This window comes from Streptomyces sp. NPDC007205 (assembly GCF_040634095.1).
Lineage (GTDB): Bacteria > Actinomycetota > Actinomycetes > Streptomycetales > Streptomycetaceae > Streptomyces.
Genome location: NZ_JBEYEW010000004.1, coordinates 282,801 through 302,834 on the forward strand (window position 1 = coordinate 282,801; position 20,034 = coordinate 302,834).

20 protein-coding genes are annotated in these 20,034 nt (G+C 71.0%); 8 read left to right on the plus strand and 12 right to left on the minus strand.

Annotated features, from left to right (window positions below; all coding sequences use genetic code 11):
- Window positions 1-2: 2 nt before the first annotated feature.
- The 9 genes from ABZ624_RS10005 to ABZ624_RS10045 form a co-directional block, all read right to left on the minus strand.
- Window positions 3-770 carry a protein phosphatase 2C domain-containing protein gene (locus ABZ624_RS10005; protein ID WP_360084659.1) on the minus strand — a complete coding sequence of 256 codons (768 nt, stop codon included), beginning with the start codon at window positions 768-770 and terminating at the stop codon, window positions 3-5.
- Window positions 767-1,537, minus strand: coding sequence for a hypothetical protein (locus ABZ624_RS10010; protein WP_360084662.1), 771 nt, complete (start codon window positions 1,535-1,537; stop codon window positions 767-769). The genes ABZ624_RS10005 and ABZ624_RS10010 overlap by 4 nt, the downstream gene beginning before the upstream one ends.
- Window positions 1,534-1,749 (minus strand): hypothetical protein, encoded by a 216-nt coding sequence (locus tag ABZ624_RS10015; protein WP_360084665.1) that lies wholly within the window; start codon window positions 1,747-1,749, stop codon window positions 1,534-1,536. Before ABZ624_RS10015 ends, ABZ624_RS10010 begins: the two co-directional genes overlap by 4 nt.
- A 149-nt stretch (window positions 1,750-1,898) precedes the next feature.
- Complete coding sequence (locus tag ABZ624_RS10020) at window positions 1,899-2,999, minus strand: hypothetical protein (protein ID WP_360084668.1); 1,101 nt, start codon at window positions 2,997-2,999, stop codon at window positions 1,899-1,901.
- 62 nt (window positions 3,000-3,061) lie between these two features.
- Complete coding sequence (locus ABZ624_RS10025; RefSeq protein ID WP_360084671.1) at window positions 3,062-3,739, minus strand: RES family NAD+ phosphorylase; 678 nt, start codon at window positions 3,737-3,739, stop codon at window positions 3,062-3,064.
- Window positions 3,739-4,434: a hypothetical protein gene (locus ABZ624_RS10030; RefSeq protein ID WP_360084674.1), complete on the minus strand. Its 696-nt coding sequence runs from the start codon at window positions 4,432-4,434 to the stop codon at window positions 3,739-3,741. The genes ABZ624_RS10025 and ABZ624_RS10030 overlap by 1 nt, the downstream gene beginning before the upstream one ends.
- The gene (locus tag ABZ624_RS10035) at window positions 4,431-7,877 is read right to left on the minus strand and encodes a CHAT domain-containing protein (protein ID WP_360084677.1); all 3,447 of its coding nucleotides are present in this window, start codon (window positions 7,875-7,877) and stop codon (window positions 4,431-4,433) included. Before ABZ624_RS10035 ends, ABZ624_RS10030 begins: the two co-directional genes overlap by 4 nt.
- A 108-nt stretch (window positions 7,878-7,985) precedes the next feature.
- Window positions 7,986-8,594, minus strand: a complete 609-nt coding sequence (locus ABZ624_RS10040; protein WP_360084680.1) for a hypothetical protein — start codon at window positions 8,592-8,594, stop codon at window positions 7,986-7,988.
- Window positions 8,595-8,818: 224 nt separating this feature from the next.
- Window positions 8,819-9,520 carry a DUF5324 family protein gene (locus ABZ624_RS10045; protein WP_360084682.1) on the minus strand — a complete coding sequence of 234 codons (702 nt, stop codon included), beginning with the start codon at window positions 9,518-9,520 and terminating at the stop codon, window positions 8,819-8,821.
- 277 nt (window positions 9,521-9,797) lie between these two features.
- On the opposite strand from ABZ624_RS10045, the gene ABZ624_RS10050 reads away from it, so the two are divergent.
- Both ABZ624_RS10050 and ABZ624_RS10055 read left to right on the plus strand, forming a co-directional pair.
- Window positions 9,798-10,328: a peptidylprolyl isomerase gene (locus ABZ624_RS10050; RefSeq protein ID WP_360084685.1), complete on the plus strand. Its 531-nt coding sequence runs from the start codon at window positions 9,798-9,800 to the stop codon at window positions 10,326-10,328.
- A 144-nt stretch (window positions 10,329-10,472) separates the two neighbouring features.
- A complete protein-coding gene (locus ABZ624_RS10055; protein WP_360084687.1) occupies window positions 10,473-11,360 on the plus strand; it encodes a rhomboid family intramembrane serine protease in 888 nt (295 codons plus the stop codon).
- Window positions 11,361-11,603: 243 nt separating this feature from the next.
- Here ABZ624_RS10055 and crgA read toward each other — a convergent pair whose 3' ends face one another.
- The gene (gene crgA, locus ABZ624_RS10060; protein WP_360084689.1) at window positions 11,604-11,858 is read right to left on the minus strand and encodes a cell division protein CrgA; all 255 of its coding nucleotides are present in this window, start codon (window positions 11,856-11,858) and stop codon (window positions 11,604-11,606) included.
- Between the two features lie 102 nt (window positions 11,859-11,960).
- Here crgA and ABZ624_RS10065 point away from each other — a divergent pair, with 102 nt between their 5' ends.
- Genes ABZ624_RS10065 through ABZ624_RS10090 form a run of 6 tightly spaced genes read left to right on the plus strand, consistent with a single transcriptional unit; the run spans window position 11,961 to window position 16,170 of the window.
- On the plus strand, window positions 11,961-12,749 hold the full coding sequence (locus ABZ624_RS10065; protein ID WP_360084691.1) for a DUF881 domain-containing protein: 789 nt from the start codon (window positions 11,961-11,963) through the stop codon (window positions 12,747-12,749).
- A 25-nt stretch (window positions 12,750-12,774) separates the two neighbouring features.
- A complete protein-coding gene (locus ABZ624_RS10070) occupies window positions 12,775-13,440 on the plus strand; it encodes a class E sortase (protein ID WP_360084694.1) in 666 nt (221 codons plus the stop codon).
- A gap of 52 nt (window positions 13,441-13,492) precedes the next feature.
- Entirely contained in the window at window positions 13,493-13,654 is a 162-nt protein-coding gene (locus ABZ624_RS10075; RefSeq protein WP_360084697.1) for a hypothetical protein, read from the plus strand.
- On the plus strand, window positions 13,651-14,289 hold the full coding sequence (locus tag ABZ624_RS10080) for an aminodeoxychorismate/anthranilate synthase component II (protein WP_360084700.1): 639 nt from the start codon (window positions 13,651-13,653) through the stop codon (window positions 14,287-14,289). The genes ABZ624_RS10075 and ABZ624_RS10080 overlap by 4 nt, the downstream gene beginning before the upstream one ends.
- Window positions 14,286-15,377 (plus strand): class E sortase, encoded by a 1,092-nt coding sequence (locus tag ABZ624_RS10085; RefSeq protein WP_360084703.1) that lies wholly within the window; start codon window positions 14,286-14,288, stop codon window positions 15,375-15,377. The genes ABZ624_RS10080 and ABZ624_RS10085 overlap by 4 nt, the downstream gene beginning before the upstream one ends.
- A 37-nt stretch (window positions 15,378-15,414) precedes the next feature.
- Window positions 15,415-16,170, plus strand: coding sequence for a class E sortase (locus ABZ624_RS10090; RefSeq protein WP_360084706.1), 756 nt, complete (start codon window positions 15,415-15,417; stop codon window positions 16,168-16,170).
- A gap of 82 nt (window positions 16,171-16,252) precedes the next feature.
- Here ABZ624_RS10090 and pknB read toward each other — a convergent pair whose 3' ends face one another.
- Window positions 16,253-18,238, minus strand: a complete 1,986-nt coding sequence (gene pknB, locus ABZ624_RS10095; RefSeq protein WP_360084709.1) for a Stk1 family PASTA domain-containing Ser/Thr kinase — start codon at window positions 18,236-18,238, stop codon at window positions 16,253-16,255.
- 206 nt (window positions 18,239-18,444) lie between these two features.
- Complete coding sequence (locus ABZ624_RS10100; RefSeq protein ID WP_360084712.1) at window positions 18,445-19,923, minus strand: penicillin-binding protein 2; 1,479 nt, start codon at window positions 19,921-19,923, stop codon at window positions 18,445-18,447.
- Window positions 19,924-20,034: the final 111 nt, after the last annotated feature.

Here is a 20,034-nt window from a genome sequence, read left to right on the forward strand (position 1 = left end):
GGTCACCCCCCTTCGACCAGCGCGCACAGGACGGTCAGGTCGTCACCGGTCCGGCCGGCCTCCGGCCCGGCGAGCCGGCGTCGGAGGGGCTCGGCGTCGCCGTGGTTCTCGCGGAGCGTGGCGGCCAGGCCGAGGAAGAAGCCCCCAGCCGGTAAGGGGCCTGCCTCTGGGGGGAGGTGGTGGACGGAGGGATGGTCGAGGGTGAGGGCGGCGCAGCCGTCGGTGGCCAGGACCACTGCGTCGAGTTCCGGTTCCCAGACGACGAAGGAGCGTAGGCGCAGCGCCGCGCCGGGGGAGGAGAGGAAGGGGGGCGGGCCGGTGGGCGGCGGGAGGACCAGGTGGCAGCGGTCGTCGCGGGTGAGGAGTGTGCCGAAGCAGTCGCCCAGCGAGAGGAAGGCCACCCAGGGTGGGTGTACGACGGCTGCTGTCAGAGTGGCCGCCAAGGCGCCGGGATCCTCGGCACCCGATGCGCCCAGCACCCCTGTCACCGCCCTCAGGTACTCCTCGACCACCCGCTTCCCCCGCCCGGCGATCCATGCCGTCCACGCCTCCGGTGCTGCCCCGGCGTCCGGTATGTCCTGTGTCAGCAGGCGGCAGGCCGCGTCCACCGCTATGTGGGCGCCCAGTGCGCTGCGGTCGCGGCTGCCCGCGCCGTCGGACACGGCCAGGACCGCCGTGTCGCCCAGGTCCACCGCCTTGAACGCGTCCTGGCAGCCCTGCCCGGTGGCGAGATGGGCGGTGCCCTGGACCGAGGCGCCCGCGACGATCACCGAAGGCCCCTCTCCAGCCTGTCCATGCGCGCGAGCCGGGCGGCGCGGTCGTCGACCTGCTGGTGGATGAGATCCGCGTCCTGGTCCGGGCTGCTGTCGTCCGTGCTCTGGAAGAGCAGGTCGAGGATCCGGCCGAAGTCCAGGTTCTCCAGCGGTGACGTGGCCTTCGGCGCCAGTACCCGCAGCATCGGCAGGTCGGCGCCGTGTACCCCGATCACCTGGAAGACCCACTCCCCGTTCTCCTCGCCCTCGCGTACCCGCTTCGCCGTCCCCGCCAGGGCCGCCGCGTCCAGGGGGCGGCCCTGGGCGTCGCTCGGTGCGCCGTCCGTCAGCACCCACAGGAAGGGGCGCCGGACCGGCACCCGCTGCCGCTGCAGGCTGCGGTAGCGGCTGCGGGCCAGGCCGAGGGCCGTCTCGACGGCGTCCGTCAGCCGGGTCAGGCCCCCGGCGCGCAGCGTGGGCGGGTGCATGCCGTCCACCGGGACGAAGAGCCGGTCGGTGCCGGCTTCCTCGACCGGTACGAGGCGGCCCGGGCCGGGGTCGTGGACACGCACCGCCGAGTCGAACGTGAGCAGGCAGACCTCCACCCGGGTGCGCAGCCGCTCCTGGGTGCGCACCTCGCCGAACCAGCGGGTCAGCGCGTCGTTCAGCTCGTCGATCCGCGGGTGTTCCGCGGGGCGGCCCATGGACGCGGAGGTGTCGAGGAGGAGGACGACGGGCTGCCGTTCCTCGAAGCCGGTCCCGAACCCGATGCGGTGCTCGCTCATCCGGCCACCGCCCCGGTGCCGTCGGCGTGGGCCACCAGCCGCTGCCGTTTCGGATCGTGGCGCACGGTGACGGCCGTGCCCGGAGGCAGTCCGGGCGGCTCGGGAACCATGCGCAGCAGGACACCGTCGACGAGTACGTATGTGTCCGGGGCGGGCCAGGTCACCGTGCGACCCGCGCAGCCGTGCGCCCACTCAACCATCCCCCTGGTCATGCGGCCACGGTAGGGGACATCGGCACCAACCGGCCTTTCGTTTCCGTGAATTGACATCGCGTCGACACCGGGGAGCCCCGGCGGGTGGCGCGAGCCGCCCAGGGGGAGGCTCCCCCATCGCACCCCGCCCGGGCGACCCGCCCCTCCAGTCAAACGGATCGGCCGGGCGCCGACCGGTCGCGCGCCGGGCGGCTTCTGGACGGGATCCGCTCCACCACGCGCGCCGCCTCCGCGTCCCGTACCACGAAGTGCAGGTCCCAGCGCGCCCCGCGCGCCAGCTCCGCCTCGACTGCGTTCCACACCGCGGCCGCGCTCACCGGGTACGGAAGCCCGCCGCGCCCGGAGCCCAGCAGCGGGAAGCACACCGAGCGCAGCGGCGGGGTGTGCCGGTCGTGCTCCTCGGCCAGCAGCGCGAGCGCGCGCGAGGTGGCGCGGGTGATGTCGGCGGGCAGTACGTCGTAGTCGTTGGTGCCGGGCCGGGGTACGGCCACCGCCGCGTGGTAGATCCGCCGTACGCCGTACGCGGCCATGGCTCCCGAACCGGTCGCCGCCACCGTGCCCGGCACCACCGGACGCCCCGACGTGCCGTGCCGGGCGGCCCAGGTGCGCAGCTCGTCGTGGACCGGGTCGTCCAGCAGGTCGCCGGTCATCCCGCGCACGGAGGCGGCCCGGCGCAGCGAGGCGGAGACCGAGGACTTGTACGGCTCGGGCAGCGCGAAGTAGGTGTTGGCCGGGGAGACCACCACGTCCACGTCCCGCAGCAGGTCGACGGGGTGGATGTGCAGGGTGAGACGTACGGTCCGCTCGCCCGCCAGGACGTCCACGCTCCGGTGGGTCTCGCCCGCCCGGTCGCCCTCGCCCGGCTCACCGCCGCCCTCCACCAGTTCCACGATGTGCTCGGCCACCTGCCCGAGCACCATCACCTCGTGGTGCTTGCGGAAGCGCTCCTCGCTCACCCGGTACACCTCGGCCGCGCGGGCCCGCCGGGAGGACGCCGGCCAGTCCCGGGTGCCCTGGGCCAGGCCCAGCGTGTACTCGGCGGCGGTCCGCAGCGTGCCCGCGTCGAGCCGCTCCACCGCACGGCGGAGCAGCGCCTCCACGGCGCCCTCACGGGTGCGCGCGGGTGCCAGCGAGGCCGCGGCCGACTCCAGGGCGGGCAGCTCGCGACCGCGCAGCCTCAGCAGTCCGGCCCGCCGAACCGCCTGTAAATCCACGAGAATTGACGCATGGTCAAGGGACGGTGGTGCCATGCCGTCAACGATGGCACCCCGTGTGACACGTGAACAAGCGGGCGGCGGGCGGGACGCCGGGCTCAGCGGTGCAGCGGCTCCCTGATCGCCGAGCGGAGGGGTGCCAGCAGCTGGTTGACCTCCCCGATGCCGTCCGGGGAGCCGAGGTCCGGGATGCTGCGGTACGGCAGTGCCTCGAGCGGCCGGTCCGCGTGGTCCCTGAGGCGGTCCCCGAAGAGCACCAGGGCCCGCCGTGACGGGTTGCGTTTCGAACCCCAGATCATCCCCATGGCCTCGGGCACCTGGGCCCGGAGCTCCCGCGCCCAGTCCCGGGTGCTGTCGTAATGCTTCGACCCCTCGTTCTCCAGCAGGCGGTTGTCCTGGCAGACGGCGGCCAGGGCCGCTCCGGAGCACAGCGAGACCAGCTTCAGTTCGCACCGGGTCCGCACCACGTTCAGCGACTTGCCCCGCACCGACGCCCAGGGAACCAGTCGCATACCGGTCTCGCGGTGGAAGGGAACCGAGCGCAGCAGGGTCTCGGCGAGCGCGGTCTCCGGGTCCGTCGCCGCGTACAGACAGGGATACGGATCCTCCGGCGTGGCGTGGAAACGGCCCGGCCTGCGGTCGTCGGGGCTGAACGGCTTGAACTCCTCGGCCGCGAACCGGGACGAGTGCATCCGCCACAGCTGCGTACCGGCGGGCAGCACCTCCCAGTGCGGCCGGAAGCGGTACACGGAGGGCGACACGGTTTCCTCGTGCATCAGTCCCCCTCCACCAACGCCACGGCCGCGTCCACCAGTTCGCGGTCCGGCAGCACGCCGAGCAGGGAGGCGGGCGGTCCGCCGAGCCAGGCGTTGTCGCTCAGCCACCAGTCCGCGGCGCCCCAGGGGTCTGCGTCGGCGAGCAGGACCCGGTTGACCTGCAGGACGACCTCGTACGGCGTTCCGCCGCCGGGCGGGAACTGGAACTCGGGGTAGCGGTCGCCGAACCGGGGGTCGACCAGCCGGATCAGTTCGGGTGGTGGTGGCGAAGCCCCGTACCGGGCGCGGAGCTCGGCGGCCGAGAAGGCGGGGGCCTGGAGAAGCCTGCGCTCGACCGCGGCGATGACGGCCGCGGTGTCCGGGGGCGGGGCCGGGTGCGGAACGGCCGTGAGCCGGGCCAGCAGATCCCGCGTCCGCAGGACGACCGGGGAGTCGGCAGCCGTCGTGACGACGAGCCGGACGGAGTCCAGCGCCTGCCGGACCGGATGGTCGAAGGGCAGCGGCACCAGGCAGACGCGTACGGCCTGGAAGGCCCGCCGTACGGCCCGGGAGTCCTCCGCCGGGGTGTCGGCGAGCGCGCGCAGACGGGTCAGCAGGAGTTGGTACTGCTCGTCGGTCAGCTGCGCGCGGATGCTGTCGAGGTGCTCGTCGATGAGGCCGAGCAGCCTCGTCCCGCTGTCCTCACCCGGGTTCATACGGTCTCCCTTCCCCGGCCGGGGTGGCCCTGGTGGATGAACGCGGCCCAGAGCGCGGGCCGCCCGAGGTCGGGTCGGCCGATGTCCGGCCGCAGCCGGTCGCTCAGCCGGCCCGGGTCCTTCCGGTCCGGGTCGAGCATCCACAGCTGCGCGGCCCGCAGTGCGTCGACGGGGCTGAGCCCGGCCCGCAGATGGTGGTGGAAGACCGCCATCAGCAGCGCCGACACACCGTCCCGGGCCACCCACCGCGACCCCACGACATCGCGTGCGCCGCCCGAGACGAACGCCGTCGTGAGGGTCAGGGCCTCGTCGTGGTCGCGGGTGCTCAGGTCGGTCTCGCAGGCGCTCAGGACGATCAGCGGGCCGTCCGGTGCCGCCGGTCCGGCGGGCTGCGGCCGGTCCAGGAGCCCGGTCACGGTGAGCGGGGCGAACTCCTTGCCCGGCTCGGTGGGGGCGAGCAGCAGGGCCGACTCCGTCGGTCGTACCCCCGCCATGCCGTGCGTGGCCAGATGGACCATCGAGTGGTCCTGGGCGAGCAGGGCGAGCAACTGGTCGGGTGTCCCGTCCGGCACCGAGCCGGGCGGGAGGGTGCCGAAGTCGCCGTACAGCCGCGCCCCCGGATAGAAGGCGTTGCGCAGCTCCAGAACCTCCAGCTCGGCGAACGTCAGGTCGAGGGTCGGGTCGGCCACCAGGGCGGGGGCGGAGACCGGATCGCGCGGCGCGCGCCTGACCGTCCTCAGGAACTGGCTCCCGGAGGCCGCGTAACTGATCACCAGGGCCTGGCAGAGGTAGTCGTACGGCGCGTCCGCGGGGAAGCGGGCCGCGTGCCACGGGACGATCCCGAGGCGGCCGCAGGGGACCAGGACGACCCGGGGCGTACGGCGGCCGGGCTCGTCCGGCAGGTGTGCGCGCAACCCGGCGAGCACATGGACGAACACCTCGTACGCCCAGTCGCACAGCTCGGACAGGGCCTCCTCCCAGGCCGCTTCCACCTGGGCGTCGCCGTGGTTCCGGGAGCGGGCCGAGGCCGCGTCGAGGTACCGCTCCAGGGGCCCGTTCTCCGCTTCGGTCAGCATGGGCAGACCGCCCACGCCGATGCCGATCTCGGGCCCCACGGCCAGCACCATGCCCGGGGCGCCGTCACTGCCGGGGACCAGATAGATCAGCGCGTCCGCGTCCGCCTCGCCGACGCCGTCCGCGAGTTCGCGCAGGGTGGGGGTGCCGAGCAGGCCTCCCCGCTCCCGGTAGCCGAGGGCCTCCAGGGCCTCCCGGCGCAGGGTGCTGGGCAGCTCGGCGGGCAGCTCGTCGGTGTCCGAGGCGCCGGACTCCCGCCAGGCGGCGGCGAGTCGGGGATGCCCGCGCTCCTCCAGCAGGTCCGGTACGGCCCGGGAGGTGGCCGCCGCCTGCAGCACCAGCGCCCGGCCCAGCTCCAGGGCGGCGACCGCGTCGTCCACCCTCTCGTGGGCGGCGGCCCACAGGGCGGCCCGTACGCCGAGGGAGGCGCCGGTGCGGGCGGTCGTCAGGCGGTGTTCGGCGCCGTGCTGGAGGAGGACGTCGGCGGCGAGGGTGGCCAGGGCTTCGTTCGCCGCGTCGGTGGCGGCGTCGGCGTCGGACTCGCTCTGCTCCCGGTGCCAGCGGGCACGGTAGGACTCGGCGAGCGTCCACAGGGACTGGGCGGCGACGCGCGGTGCCCGGCCCTGCCGGATGTGCTCGCGGAGCCGCTCCAGCGTGTCGATGGCGGCGTCGAGGTCCGCCGGGTCCTCGGTGACGCTGTAGCGGATGCCGAGGCGGTTCGCGGCGGTGTGCAGCTGGTCGGCGGGGGCGTCCGGTGGGGGCACGTCCCCGTCCGGGAGGTTCGTCGTGTCGCCGTCGAGGTAGGAACGCATGGCCGAGAGGGCGGGCATCATGGCCTCCAGCTCCTCGTCCCCGATCGGGAGACTGCTGTGCGCCGCCGCGGTCCTGGCGTCCTCGAAGTCCGCGAAGCCGCGCAGGAGCAGCTCCCTTTCCTTGGTGAGCCAGCCGAGCACGAGGCGGGCCATGGCACGGGTCGCGAGGGCGATAGCGCGGAAGTCGTGGTCCTCGGGGACGGTGTCGGCCAGGGCCTCGGCCCGGGGCAGCAGGTCGCTGAGCCGCTCCACGTCCTCGGCCTGCCCGGCGGCACGGACGTCGGTCATCAGGTCCAGCGCGTCCGCCATGATCGCGAAGCCGTCTGCCATGGGGACCGACCTCTCCGACTGGCGCCGGAAGTAGTCGGTGACCGTCCGGGTGTGCGCGACACCGAGCGCCTGGTCCTGAAGGGTGCCGCCGGCGCCGTCGCTCAGGTTGAGCAGCATGGCCATCTGCCCTTGCAGAGCGTCCTTGCCCGGCATGCCGTCCGGCAGCCCGTCCAGCGCCTCGCGCAGCCGCCCGAGCTGCTGGTCGAGGGCGGCGGGGTCGCCGCCACCGGCGTGGTCCAGGAAGTCCACGGACGTGGTGTGGACGGCCTGCCACGCGGCGATCAGCCGGCGGAAGTCCTCGGGGGTACGGGGCCCGGCCGGGGTGCCGGCGTCGGCGGGGGACCTGCCCGAGGGGGCCGGGGTGGCGTGCGCGTCACCCACGCGCGGGCCGGCACCGGGCGCCGCGCCCGAGCCGCTCTTCGTGCCCGAGCCGCTCTTCGGGCTTGGGCCGTTCGTCGTGCCCGGGTTGTTCGTCGAGCCCGAGCCGCTCTTCGTGCCTGGGCCGTTCATCGTGCCCGTGCCGCTCTTCGGGCCCGTGCCGCCGGTCATCGTCGTCAGCCAGGTCCCCATCATCTGCCGCATCTGATCGGTGCCGGGCAGACCGTCGTCGGGTATGAGGCTGTCGAACAGGTCGGCCATCCCGTCGGCCGAGGGACGGGCGTAGAGGTCGCGCACCTGCCGCAGGTGCCTCAAGGTCTCCGGCGGCAAAGGGAGTTCGGCCGCGTCGGTCACCAGCTCCTGCAGTTCGGCCGCGAAGGCGGCCATTCCCCTCGGCCCCTCCCGCATGATCATGTCGAACATGGCGGTCGCGTCCGGCTCCGGCGCGAGCCCGCCCAGCATCTCCTGCAGCGGCATCGCATGCGTCAGCAGGAACAGAGCGGCCCACCGCCGGTCCTCGACGGAGGCCGCGGCCCCGGTCCTCGTCGCCGGGTCCCGTACGTCCCGCAGCAGACCGCGCGCCCGGTCCCGGTCCTCGGGCGTCCCGCCCCCGGCGGCATGCCGCAGGGTGAGGGCACCGCCGAGCCATAAGCTCACCGAGCTGCGCAGCGGTGGATCGTGGTCCAACAGATGGGAGAGCGCGTCGAGTTCCGTGACCGAGTCGTCATGGGCGCGGGAGGGCTTGACGACCGTGTCCGGCGCCGGCAGCAACGCCTTCACCCGCCCGACGGCCTCACCGGCCCAGGCCCGCAACGCCTGAACGCCACCGCTCTCCTCTTCTTCCCCCACCGGCTCTCCTCCGTTCCGAGGGCATCAACAACCCGTCGCCGTCTCCATGATGACGAGATCTCCGTCACGACGGCGCCCGATCACCGAGCTTTTCCGTCCGGCGCCCGATCAACACCCGGAACCCGCCCGGGATGCGCCCGGACCGGTTCGCGAGGGGCGTGGACCGGCACCGGAGATGTCCGGGCGGGACGCCCCCGAAGCCCACAGATCCGCCCGCATCCCGCGCCGCAGCTCCCGCAGCCGTTCCCACAGCGCGCCGATCTCCTCCTGGGCGGCGTCGAGCGAGTCGCCCGGGCGGGGCACGCCGTCGTCCAGGCGCCGGAGCCGGCCGTAGAGGGTGCCGAGCGCGTGGGTGACCTCGCCGGCCAGGACGAGTACGGAGTCGGGCAGCCGCATCTGGGCCTCCGCGTACACGTCCCGGTGCAGATCCCGGGCCTCCGTGAGGCGTTGCCGTACCGCGCGCGGATCCTCCGTGCGGCTCAGGGCGTGCACCTGGTCGGTGAGGGCGGCCAGATACTGCCGGGAGGCGGTGTTGAGGGCGACGTAACAGGTACGCCGCTCCTCCGCCTCCCGGGCCCGCATCCGCGCCCGCTCGGTGCGCTCCCGCTCACGCTGCCGGCTGCGCTCGGCCGCGCGCTGGGTGAGCAGCGCCGACAGCAGGGTCCCGACCACCCCGACGACCGCCATGACCGGCGCACCCGCGCCATTGACGTCCATCGCCCTCACCCCCGTATCGCCGTCCCCCTCCAGCGAACCGGGGCCGCACCCCTGTGGGGAACCCCCCGACCGGGCACCGCCCGGCCTTCGCCCGGGCCCCGCCCGAGCGGCAGACGCCGTGACCGGCGCACCCGGCCGAAACCCCCAAGGCCCCTCCGGTCACCGAGAGGTGACCGGAGGGGCCCCGGACTGCCGCTGAGCACCCCGCACGGACCGGAGGACCGCTACTGGTCGTCCTGGTCCGCGGCATCCTCCTCCGCCTGCTTCGCCTGCACCTCGGGATCCAGCCCCGAGGCACCGCTGCCGTCCACCGAACTGAGCCGGCCGCCCGCCTCGGGCACCTCCGTCGCGGCGGGCGGTTCCACCAGCCAGTCGGGGTTGGCCTGCTTGTCCCACCACTTCCACGCGGCGAAGGCACCACCGGCCAGCGCGGTCAGCACCGCCAGCACCTTCACCGCCCGGCCGGCCCTGGACCGGCGGGCGTTCCTGCGGGCCAGCTTCTGGATCTGCTCCGCCGAGACCTGGCCACGCAGCGCGGCCAGGGCGGCGGCACCGCGCGCGGCCGCCTCGTCGCGGACCGGACCGGTCGCGGCCACGGCCTGCTCGATCTTCGGACGCGAGTACTCGGCGGCCTGCCGGGCCGCCTTACGGGCGCGCAGGGCGGCCTCGTGCGCCGCCAGGTCCACCTTCGGCGGCACATGCGCACGGGCCTGTTCCAGACGTGGGGCGAGCCGGGCGTCGTACTGTTCGCGGGCCTGTTCGGCGGCCTGCGACACCACGGGCGCCAGCCGTACGCGTGCCTCCTGCGCGTAGAGCGCGGCACGCTCCTTGGCCGTGTCGGCGTAGGGCGCCACCACTTCCGCGGCGTGCAGCACGCTGTCCTTTGCCGAGCCGGTCGCGGCGCGCACGCTGTCGATGCGGGTCACGGGTTCCTCCTCCTCGGTGGCGTACGGTATTTCGACTTTCCACCCTTTTACGGATCATGCCTGTCCACGGTCCACACGGCATGCGAGGGCGGGCATATGGGTGCTGACCGCTCCATCGGATCGATCCGGGCAATACCCGGGCAACCCGAGCCTTCCTCGACCCTGCCACGAATCACCGCGCAGCGCTGCCCTGCGGGCGAACTCGTGGCCTCGGACGACGCGCGGGCCCGGCCGTGCGAGGATCGGAGAGTCACAGAAAGACAACGGAAGGCAGATCGTGGCCGAGCAGCTTTACGCCACCCTGAAGACCAACCACGGCGACATCGTGGTCCACCTTTTCCCGGACCACGCGCCCAAGACGGTCGAGAACTTCGTCGAGCTGGCCCAGGGCGAGCGCGAGTGGACGCACCCCCGCACGGGTGAGAAGAGCAAGAAGCCGCTCTACGACGGCACGGTCTTCCACCGCGTCATCAGCGGCTTCATGATCCAGGGCGGCGACCCGCTGGGCAACGGCACCGGCGGCCCCGGCTACCAGTTCGGGGACGAGTTCCACCCGGACCTGTCCTTCAACAAGCCGTACCTGCTCGCCATGGCCAACGCCGGCCCGGGCACCAACGGCTCGCAGTTCTTCATCACCGTCGCCCCCACGACGTGGCTGAACCGCAAGCACACCATCTTCGGCGAGGTCACCGACGCGGCCAGCCAGAAGGTCGTCGACGCCATCATCAGCGTGCCCACCGGCCGCAACGACCGCCCGGTCAACGACGTCGTCATCGAGTCGGTCGTCGTCGAGAAGCGCGAGGGCTGAGCGCCCCACCGCTCCTCGGCCGGCATGTCCCGCACGGGCCGGCCGGCACATCCCGCAGGGAACCAATCGCCCCGCTCGTCCGTACCAAGGATGAGCGGGGCGGGGCATTGCCGGGGGCAGTCCCACGACGAGCAAGGGGAACAGATGGACGAGGCCGCAGCCGGCACACAGGGCGCCCACCAGGTGCCCATGTGCTACCGCCACCCGGACCGCGAGACCGGCGTGCGCTGCACCCGCTGTGAGCGCCCCATCTGCCCCGAGTGCATGATCAGTGCCTCGGTCGGCTTCCAGTGCCCCGAGTGCGTGCGCGCCGGCAGCGGCACCGGACACCCGCCGGCCGCCGCCCGGCCGCGCACGATCGCCGGCGGCACGCTCACGGCCGACCCACGACTGCTCACCAAGATCCTGATCGGGATCAACCTCGCCTTGTTCCTGGTGCAGATCGCCCTCGGCGACCGCTTCACCAACCGGTTCGAGCTGATCGGCCAGGCCTACACGCCCCTGCTCCCCGGGGTCCAGGGCATCGCCCAGGGCCAGTACTACCGCCTGCTGACCGCGATGTTCCTGCACGGCGGCTATGCCCACATCCTCTTCAACATGCTCAGCCTGTGGTGGATCGGCGGCCCCCTGGAAGCAGCCCTCGGCCGCGCCCGCTATCTCGCCCTCTACTTCGTCTCGGGCCTGGCCGGCAGCGCCCTCACCTATCTGCTCGCCGCACCCAACCAGCCCTCCCTCGGCGCCTCCGGAGCGATCTTCGGCCTCTTCGGCGCGACCGCCGTGCTGATGCGCCGGCTCAACTACGACCTGCGCCCGCTCATCGCCCTGCTGGTGATCAACCTGATCATCACCTTCACCTGGGCGAACATCGCCTGGCAGGCCCACATCGGCGGCCTGGTCGCCGGTGTCGTCACCGGGTACGCCATGGTCCACGCCCCGCGCGAGAGGCGGACCCTGGTCCAGTACGGCACCTGTGCCGTCGTACTCGCCGTCGTGGCGGTTCTGACGCTGGTCAGGACCGCACAGCTCACCTGATACCGAACCGTTGTCCACAGGCTGTGGCGAATCTTGTGCACGGTGTGCGGGCACAGCTGCGCCCCCCGTCGCGCGGATGTGTTTCCGCAGGTCAGACAGGGGGCGAACAGATGTATAGGGAACGTTGGACCAGTCACACCGGCGTCAACACCCGATGAGTTATCCACAGATGGTCGTTCTTTTTCCCCAGGTGTTGTCCCCAGGTGCTTTTCCCAGTGGACAGCCTGTGGATAACTCAGTGGGCTACTTCCACTGCGTGGAAACGCCGAAGCCGGCGGCGATGAAGCCGAAGCCGACCACGATGTTCCAGTTGTCCCATGAGTCGATGGGCAGCGATCCGTCGGTCACGTAGAAGACGACGATCCAGGCCAGGCCGATGACGAACATGGCCAGCATGACTGGCGCGACCCAGGTGCCGCTGCTCAGCTTGATGGCCTGTGCCTGCTTCGCCGGCGGCGGCGTGTAGTCGGCCTTCTTGCGGATACGTGACTTCGGCACGAGGGTCTCTCCTGTCGATGCGCTGCGTGGCCGCGCAGGTAACTGGGTCGGGCGCGTCCGTTAGCGTAGTGCTTCCGTGGCGCCGAAGGAGATAAGGGTACGTTGAGCAATTCTGCCGACTCCCCCGGGACGGGGGCAACGGGCTCCGGCCCGGACCGCGGCCGGCGCTTCCGCCCGGTGCGGGTGCTCACCGCAGCCGTCTTCGCCCTCGCGGGGCTCATCTTCTTCACCAGCTTCAACACGGCCAAGGGCACGGACATCCGGCAGGACGGCTCCCTGCTGAAGCTGTCCGACCTGATCCAGCAGCGCAGCCGTAAGAACAAGGAGCTGGACGAGTCCAACGCGGCCCTGCGCGGGAGTGTGGAGTCCCTCGCCGAGAGCGACGACGGCAGCACCAAGGCGCAGGACCGCAGGCTCAGCGGGCTGGAGAAGAGCACCGGCACCCAGAAACTCACCGGCAGGGCCGTCACCGTCACCCTCAATGACGCCCCGCCCAACGCCACGGCCAAGCTCCCCGGCTATCCCGAGCCGCAGCCCGACTACCTGGTCATCCACCAGCAGGACCTGCAGGCCGTGGTGAACGCGCTCTGGCAGGGCGGTGCCCAGGGCATCAAGGTCATGGACCAGCGGCTGATCTCCACCAGCGCGGTGCGCTGCGTCGGCAACACGCTGATTCTCCAGGGCCGTGTCTACTCGCCGCCGTACAAGATCACGGCGGTCGGGGATCCGGACAGGCTGCAGCAGGCGCTCGCGGCGAGCAAGGCGATCCAGACCTACATGGTGTACGTCAACGTCTACGGCCTCGGCTGGAAAGTCACCGACGACGGGACGGTGACTCTGCCGGGCTACTCGGGCACAGTGGATCTGCACTACGCGAAGCCCGTGCAGTAGCCAGCCATCCGTCCCGGAGGCGCCGGTGCGCGTGATCGTCCGGACCGTCAGCGAGCTGTGCATCACCGTCGGCGCCCTGATCGTGCTCTTCGTCGCCTACGTGCTGTTCTGGACGGGTGTGCGGGCCGAGAGCGCCATGAACGACCAGATCGATCAGCTGCACCGGCAGTGGTCGAAGGGGAGCGCGCAGCCGGTCGCCGTGACGGAACCGGAGCGCTACCACCACGGCAGGGCCTTCGCGATCATGTACATCCCGCGGCTCGGTTTCACGTGGAACAAGCCGGTCCTGGAGGGCACCGGCCGGGACGTGCTGGCGAAGGGTCTCGCCCATTACCAGGGGACCGCCCGGCTCGGCCAGGTGGGCAACTTCGCGGTGGCCGGGCACCGGCGGACGTTCGGCGACCCGTTCCTGGACTTCCCGGAGCTGCGGCCCGGGGACGCCGTCGTCCTCACGGACGGGACGACCTGGTTCACGTATCGGATCGACAAAGGCCCCTACAAAACCGTGCCGACGGACGTTGAGGTGATCGACCCTGTGCCACGTAAGTCCGGTTACACGCGTCCGGGCCGCTATCTGACGCTGACCACGTGCGATCCGGAATGGGGGCACAGTCACCGGCTGATCGTGTGGGCGCACCTGGACTCCACACAGTCTGTGGAGGCAGGCGAACCGGGGGCTCTGCGCCGTTAGTCTGTTGGCGTACGGCGTGCGTCTGGTGCCGTGGGGATACGGAAGGAACGGCATGTACGGCTGGATCTGGCGGCATCTGCCGGGAAACGCATGGGTGAAAGCCCTGATCTCCCTCCTCCTGGTCCTGGCCGTGATCTACATCCTCTTCCAGTACGTCTTCCCGTGGGCCGAACCGCTGCTGCCCTTCAACGATGTGACGGTGGACAACCAGTGAGTGCGCGGATTCTCGTCGTCGACAACTACGACAGCTTCGTCTTCAACCTCGTCCAGTACCTGTACCAGCTGGGTGCCGAGTGCGAGGTGCTGCGCAACGACCAGGTGTCGACGGCGCACGCCCAGGACGGCTTCGACGGCGTGCTGCTCTCGCCCGGACCGGGCACACCGGAGGAGGCGGGCGTGTGCGTGGACATGGTCCGCCACTGCGCCTCGACCGGGGTACCGGTCTTCGGCGTGTGCCTGGGCATGCAGTCGATGCAGGTGGCGTACGGCGGTGTGGTGGACCGGGCGCCCGAGCTGCTGCACGGCAAGACCTCGCTGGTGGAGCACGAGGGCAAGGGCGTCTTCGCGGGCCTGCCCTCACCCTTCACGGCGACCCGCTACCACTCCCTGGCCGCCGAGCCGACGACGGTCCCGGCCGAGCTGGAGGTGACCGCCCGCACGCACGACGGCATCATCATGGGCCTGCGGCACCGGGAACTCCCGGTGGAGGGCGTGCAGTTCCACCCCGAGTCGGTGCTGACCGAGCACGGTCACCGGATGCTGGCCAACTGGCTGGTGGAGTGCGGCGACCAGGGCGCCGTGGCGAGGTCGACGGGGCTGGCCCCGGTGGTGGGCAGGTCCACGGCGTGACCGCACTGCGCCCGGAGCGCGAGACCGATGCCTCGTACGGGGATCAGTCGTACGAGGCTTCCGGTGCGCTTGGGAACTGGGACGCGGCGGGCGCGGCGTACCCGGATTCGTACGGGGAGCCGTACGAGGAGTCGTACCGGCCTGTTCTGGACGACGAGACGATGGCGCTGCGGGTCTCTGATCCGCCGCCGGCCCCGGAGAGCGGGCCCATACGCCCCTCTGCGGCCTCTACGGCCCCTTCCGGTTCCTCAGCCACGGGAACCGCGGGCGGGGGGCGTGCGGCCCGCAGGAAGGCCGCCAAGCGGCGCGGTGGGCGCCACGGCGGCGGCGGCCGGGAGGCGGCGCCCGCCGAGACCCCGGAGTCCGGCCGGCCACTGTCCCGGGTGGAGGCGCGGCGGCGGGCGCGGCGCCGCAAGCCGGGCCCGGCCGTCGTCGCGAGCCGGGCGATCGGCGAGGTGTTCATCACCACCGGCGTGCTGATGCTGCTGTTCGTCACCTACCAGCTGTGGTGGACCAACGTCCGCGCCCATGCGCAGGCGGGCAGTGAGACGCACCAGCTCCAGGACGACTGGGCCAGCGGCAAGCGCAGCCCGGGTGTCTTCGCGCCGGGTCAGGGCTTCGCCATCCTGCACATCCCCAAGCTGGACGTGGTCGCGCCGATCGCGGAGGGCGTCAGCAACCGGAAGGTGCTCGACAAGGGCATGGTCGGGCACTACGGCGAGCCCCCGCTGAAGACGGCGATGCCCGGCGACAGGACCGGCAACTTCGGACTCGCCGCCCACCGCAACACGCACGGCGAGCCGTTCCGGTACATCAACACGCTCAAGGCCGGCGACGCGGTCGTGGTCGAGACACAGGACACGTACTTCGTGTACAAGGTGACCTCGATGCTGCCGGTGACCTCGCCGGCCAACACCAGCGTGCTGAATCCCATCCCGAGGGGCTCCGGTTTCACCGAACCGGGCCGTTACATCACCCTCACCACCTGCACGCCGGAGTTCACGAGCAAGTACCGGCTGATCGTCTGGGGCAAGATGGTCGAGGAACGCCCGCGCAGCAAGGGCAAGCCGGACGCGCTCATCGAGTAGGGCATCGTAGGGCCGAAGCGAGTAAGGGCAAGGAACTGTGGCAGCGACCGCCGACGACACCGAAGAACACACGGACGCGTCCGATCCGGATCCCACCCCGCGCGGCCGGCGTCCCGGCCGTGTCGCCACGGCGGTCAGCGTCCTGGGGGAAATCCTCATCACCGCGGGCCTGTTGCTGGCTCTCTTCGTCGTCTACTCCCTGTGGTGGACGAACGTGATAGCGGATCGCAAGGCGGACAAGCGGGCCGACCAGGTCCGCGCCCACTGGGCCCACGCGACGGACTCCACTCCGGGCGCGCTGGACACCAAGGACGGCATCGGCTTCCTGCATGTGCCGTCGATGCGCAACGGCGAGGTCCTGGTCGAGAAGGGCACGGGCATAGACGTCCTCAACGACGGCGTGGCCGGCTACTACACGGACCCGGTCAAGGCGGCCCTTCCCATGACCGGCAAGACCGGCAACTTCGCCCTCGCCGCCCACCGCGACGGCCATGGCGCGAAGTTCCACAACATCGACAAGATCAAGAAGGGTGACCCGATCGTCTTCGAGACACGGGACGACTGGTTCGTCTACAAGGTCTACTCGGTCCTCCCGGAGACCTCGAAGTACGACGTCAAGGTCCTCTCCCCGGTCCCGAAGGAGTCCGGCAAGAGGAAACCGGGCCACTACATCACCCTGACGACCTGCACTCCCGTCTACACCTCGGAGTACCGCTACGTGGTGTGGGGCGAACTGGTCCGGGTGGAGAAGGTGGACGGCAAGCGGACGCCGCCGAAGGAACTGCAGGGCTGACCGGGGTCCTCCGGAACGACGACGACGGCCCCGGGGTTCGCACGAACCCCGGGGCCGTCGTGACGGCGAAGAGCGGTGCCGGTCAGCCGTTGTTGCCGCCGAGGATGCCGCCGTTGCCGTTTCCGCCGCCGCCGAAGTCGAAGGTGGTCAGGGCGATCTGGGTGCTCGGATCGGCCTGGGTTCCGGGCGGCGGGTTCTGCTGGATGACCCGTGCCTTGTCGTCGTTCGGTCCGTTGACCTGGAAGTTCGTGTAGCCGTTCTGCTGAAGGATCTGCTCGGCCTCCTTCAGGGTCTTCCCCGTGACGCTCGGCACCTGGCCCTGCGTCTGCTGGCCGCCCTGGAACTTGCCGACGTTGAGCGTGACGGCCGAGTTCTTGGGCACCTGCTGGTTCGCCTGCGGGCTGCTCGACAGGACCTTGCCGTCGTCGTCCTGGTTGGGAGTCGGGGTGTCGGTGCAGGTGGCGGAGAGGCCCATGTTCTGCAGCTCGGCCTTGGCGGCGTCGCAGGACTGGCCGGTGAGGTCGTTGGGGACGGTGACCTTCTCCACGGGCTTGGCGACCGTGAGGGTGATCGTGGTGCCCTTCTGCTTGCTCGTGCCGCCCTTCGGGTCCTGTTCGATGACCAGGCCGGCGGTCCGGTCCGACTCCTGGGTCCGCTGCTCGACCTCGAAGCCCTTCGCCTTCAGCTGGGACGCAGCGTCGTCGAACTGGATGCCGCGGACGTCCGGTACCTGGACCTTGGGTGCGCCGGTCGACACGGTCAGGTCGACCGTGCTGCCCTTGGCCACCTTCCCGTTCTTCGGGTCCTGGTCGCAGACGTTGCCCTTCGGCTGGTCGTCGCAGGGCTTCCGGGTGATCGACACCTTCAGGTCGACGTTCGCGGCCATCTTCTGGGCCGTTTTCTCGGGCTGGCCGACGAAGGCCGGCACCGGCACCTTGCCGTCGTCGGTGTTGTGGCCGGACGCCACCCACTTGCCGATCAGGATCGCACCGATCAGGACGAGGATGCCCGCGACCACCAGGAGGACCGTGGAGGTGCTGGACTTCTTCTGCGGCCGGCCGCGGCGGCCGGAACCGTCGTCGTAGCCGTAGCCGCCGTCGTCCGGGTTCATCGGCGGGAGCATGCTCGTGGCGCCCCCGCCGGCGTCGTGGCGCAGGGCCGTCGTCGGCTGGTCGTCGGGGTAGCCGCCGTAGCCCACCGCGCCCATCGCGGCCGTCGCCGCGACCGGCTGGCCGTCCAGACAGGCCTCGATGTCGGCGCGCATCTCGTCGGCCGACTGATAGCGGTAGTTCGGGTCCTTGACCAGCGCCTTCAGGACGATCGCGTCCATCTCGGGGGTGATCTCGGGGTCGAAGACCGACGGGGGCTGGGGCTCCTCGCGGACGTGCTGGTAGGCCACCGCCACCGGGGAGTCGCCCACGAAGGGGGGCCGTACCGTCAGCAGCTCGTAGAGCAGGCAGCCCGTCGAGTAGAGGTCCGAGCGGGCGTCCACCTGCTCACCCTTCGCCTGCTCCGGCGACAGGTACTGGGCCGTGCCGATGACCGCCGCCGTCTGGGTCATGGTCATGCCGGCGTCGCCCATGGCGCGGGCGATGCCGAAGTCCATCACCTTGACCTGGCCGTTACGCGTCAGCATGACGTTGGCCGGCTTGATGTCGCGGTGGACGATGCCGTTGCGGTGGGCGTACTCCAGGCCCTGGAGAATGCCGATGGTCATCTCCATCGCCCGCTCGGGCAGGAGCTTTCGGCCGGAGTGGAGCAGCTCACGGAGCGTGGAGCCGTCGACGTACTCCATGACGATGTACGGGATCGAGACCCCGTCGATGTAGTCCTCGCCCGTGTCGTAGACCGCGACGATCGCGGGATGGTTGAGCGAGGCGGCCGACTGGGCCTCCCGGCGGAACCGGGCCTGGAAGGACGGATCACGCGCGAGGTCCGCGCGCAGCGTCTTCACCGCCACGGTGCGGCCGAGCCGGGTGTCATGCGCGAGGTAGACCTCCGCCATGCCACCACGGCCGAGCACCTGGCCCAGCTCGTACCGGCCGCCGAGGCGACGCGGCTCTTCCATAGCTACCTACCAGCCCTCTCCGTCGGTCTCGGCCGCACAGTGGTGTGCGGCCGGAGGCTGCCGTCCGGGCCTACGGTACCCGGCTCGCTTTGTATGACCTGGCCAAGCCCGGAACCCGATACAGGACCGGTATCACAACGTGCGGCGATGTGAAGACGACGTGAGCGGCGTCACTTTCCGGTGTGGGCGAGGTCACTTGGGCGAGGTCACTTCTTGGAGCTGATGACCGCCTGCATGACGTTCTTCGCGATCGGCGCCGCCAGACCGCCACCGGAGATGTCGTCGCGGTGGGCGCTCTCGTCCTCGATCACCACGGCCACGGCGACCGGCGAGCTGCCGTCGGGCAGCTTCGCGTAGGAGATGAACCACGCGTACGGGTTGGCGCTGTTCGCCACACCGTGCTGCGCGGTACCGGTCTTGCCGCCCACGACGACGTTCGGGATCTGCGCGTTCGTACCGGTGCCCTGCTTGACGACCGTCTCCATCATGTCCTGCAGGATCTGCGCGTTGGCCGGCGACAGCGGCCTGCTCATCTCCTTCGGCTCGGTCTTCTCCACCGGGTCGACGTTGGAGGACTCCAGCTCGTCGACCATGTACGGCTTCATCAGCTTGCCGTCGTTGGCGACCGCCGAGGCGACCATGGCCATCTGCAGCGGGGTCGCGGCGGTGTTGTACTGGCCGATGGAGGACAGCGCGGTCTGCGACTGGTTCATGTTGTCGGAGAACGTCGACGCGTAGGCGCGGACCGGGATGAACTGCTCGGAGGTGAAGCCGAACTTCTTGGCCTCCGCCAGCATCTTGTCGTTGCCGAGGTCGGAGCCGATCTTGCCGAAGACCGAGTTGCAGGACCAGCGCAGCGCCTCCTTCAGGGAGGCGTTCTTGCAGGGAATGTTGCCTTCGTTGTTCAGCGGCCTCCTGGTACCCGGCATGATCCAGGGCAGCGGCGAGTTCGTCTGCTCGGTGTCCGACTTGTACAGCCCGTTCTCCAGCGCCGCCGCCGCGGTGACCACCTTGAAGGTGGAGCCGGGCGGGTAGGTCTCGCGCAGCGCCCGGTTCAGCATCGGGTCGGCCGGGTTGTTCTTCTTCTGGAGCTTGTTCCAGGCCTTGGCGTCCGTGCTGGTGGAGTTCCCTGCGAAGGTCGAGGGGTCGTACGACGGGTAGGAGGCCAGCGCCAGGATCTTGCCGGTGGACGGCTCCAGGGCGACGACCGCGCCCTTGCCGCCCTGCTTGGCCAGCCCGTCGTACGCCGCCTTCTGCGCGGCCGCGTTCAGCGTGGTGACGACGTTGCCGCCCTGCTGCCGCTTGCCGGTGACCATGTCCAGCGTCTTGCGGAAGAAGAGCCGGTCGTCGTTGCCGGTGAGGATGCCGTCGTCGACGCCCTCCAGGAAGCTGCTGCCGAAGGCCTGCGAGGAGTAGCCGGTGACCGGGGCCCACATGGCCCCGTCCTTGTAGGTGCGCTTGTACTTGAAGTCGCCGTGCTTGGTCTCGACCGAGCCGGTTATGGGGTTGCCGTCGACGATGATGTCGCCGCGCTGGTTCGCGTACCGCTCGATGATCACCCGGCGGTTGTCCGGATCGGCGCGCAGTTTGTCGGCCTGGACGTACTGAAGCCAGTTGTCACGGATCAACAGTGCCAGGACCAGTAGTCCGCAGAAGATCGCGATTCGGCGCAGTGGCTTGTTCACATCCGGCCTTTCCACAAGCAATGGTGCTGGCGCTCATCCTTGGCCGCCCACAGTTTAGAGGCAGCGGCTGTGTGCCCCGGGCGGGCCGGGATGGCCCTGACGTGGGTGAGC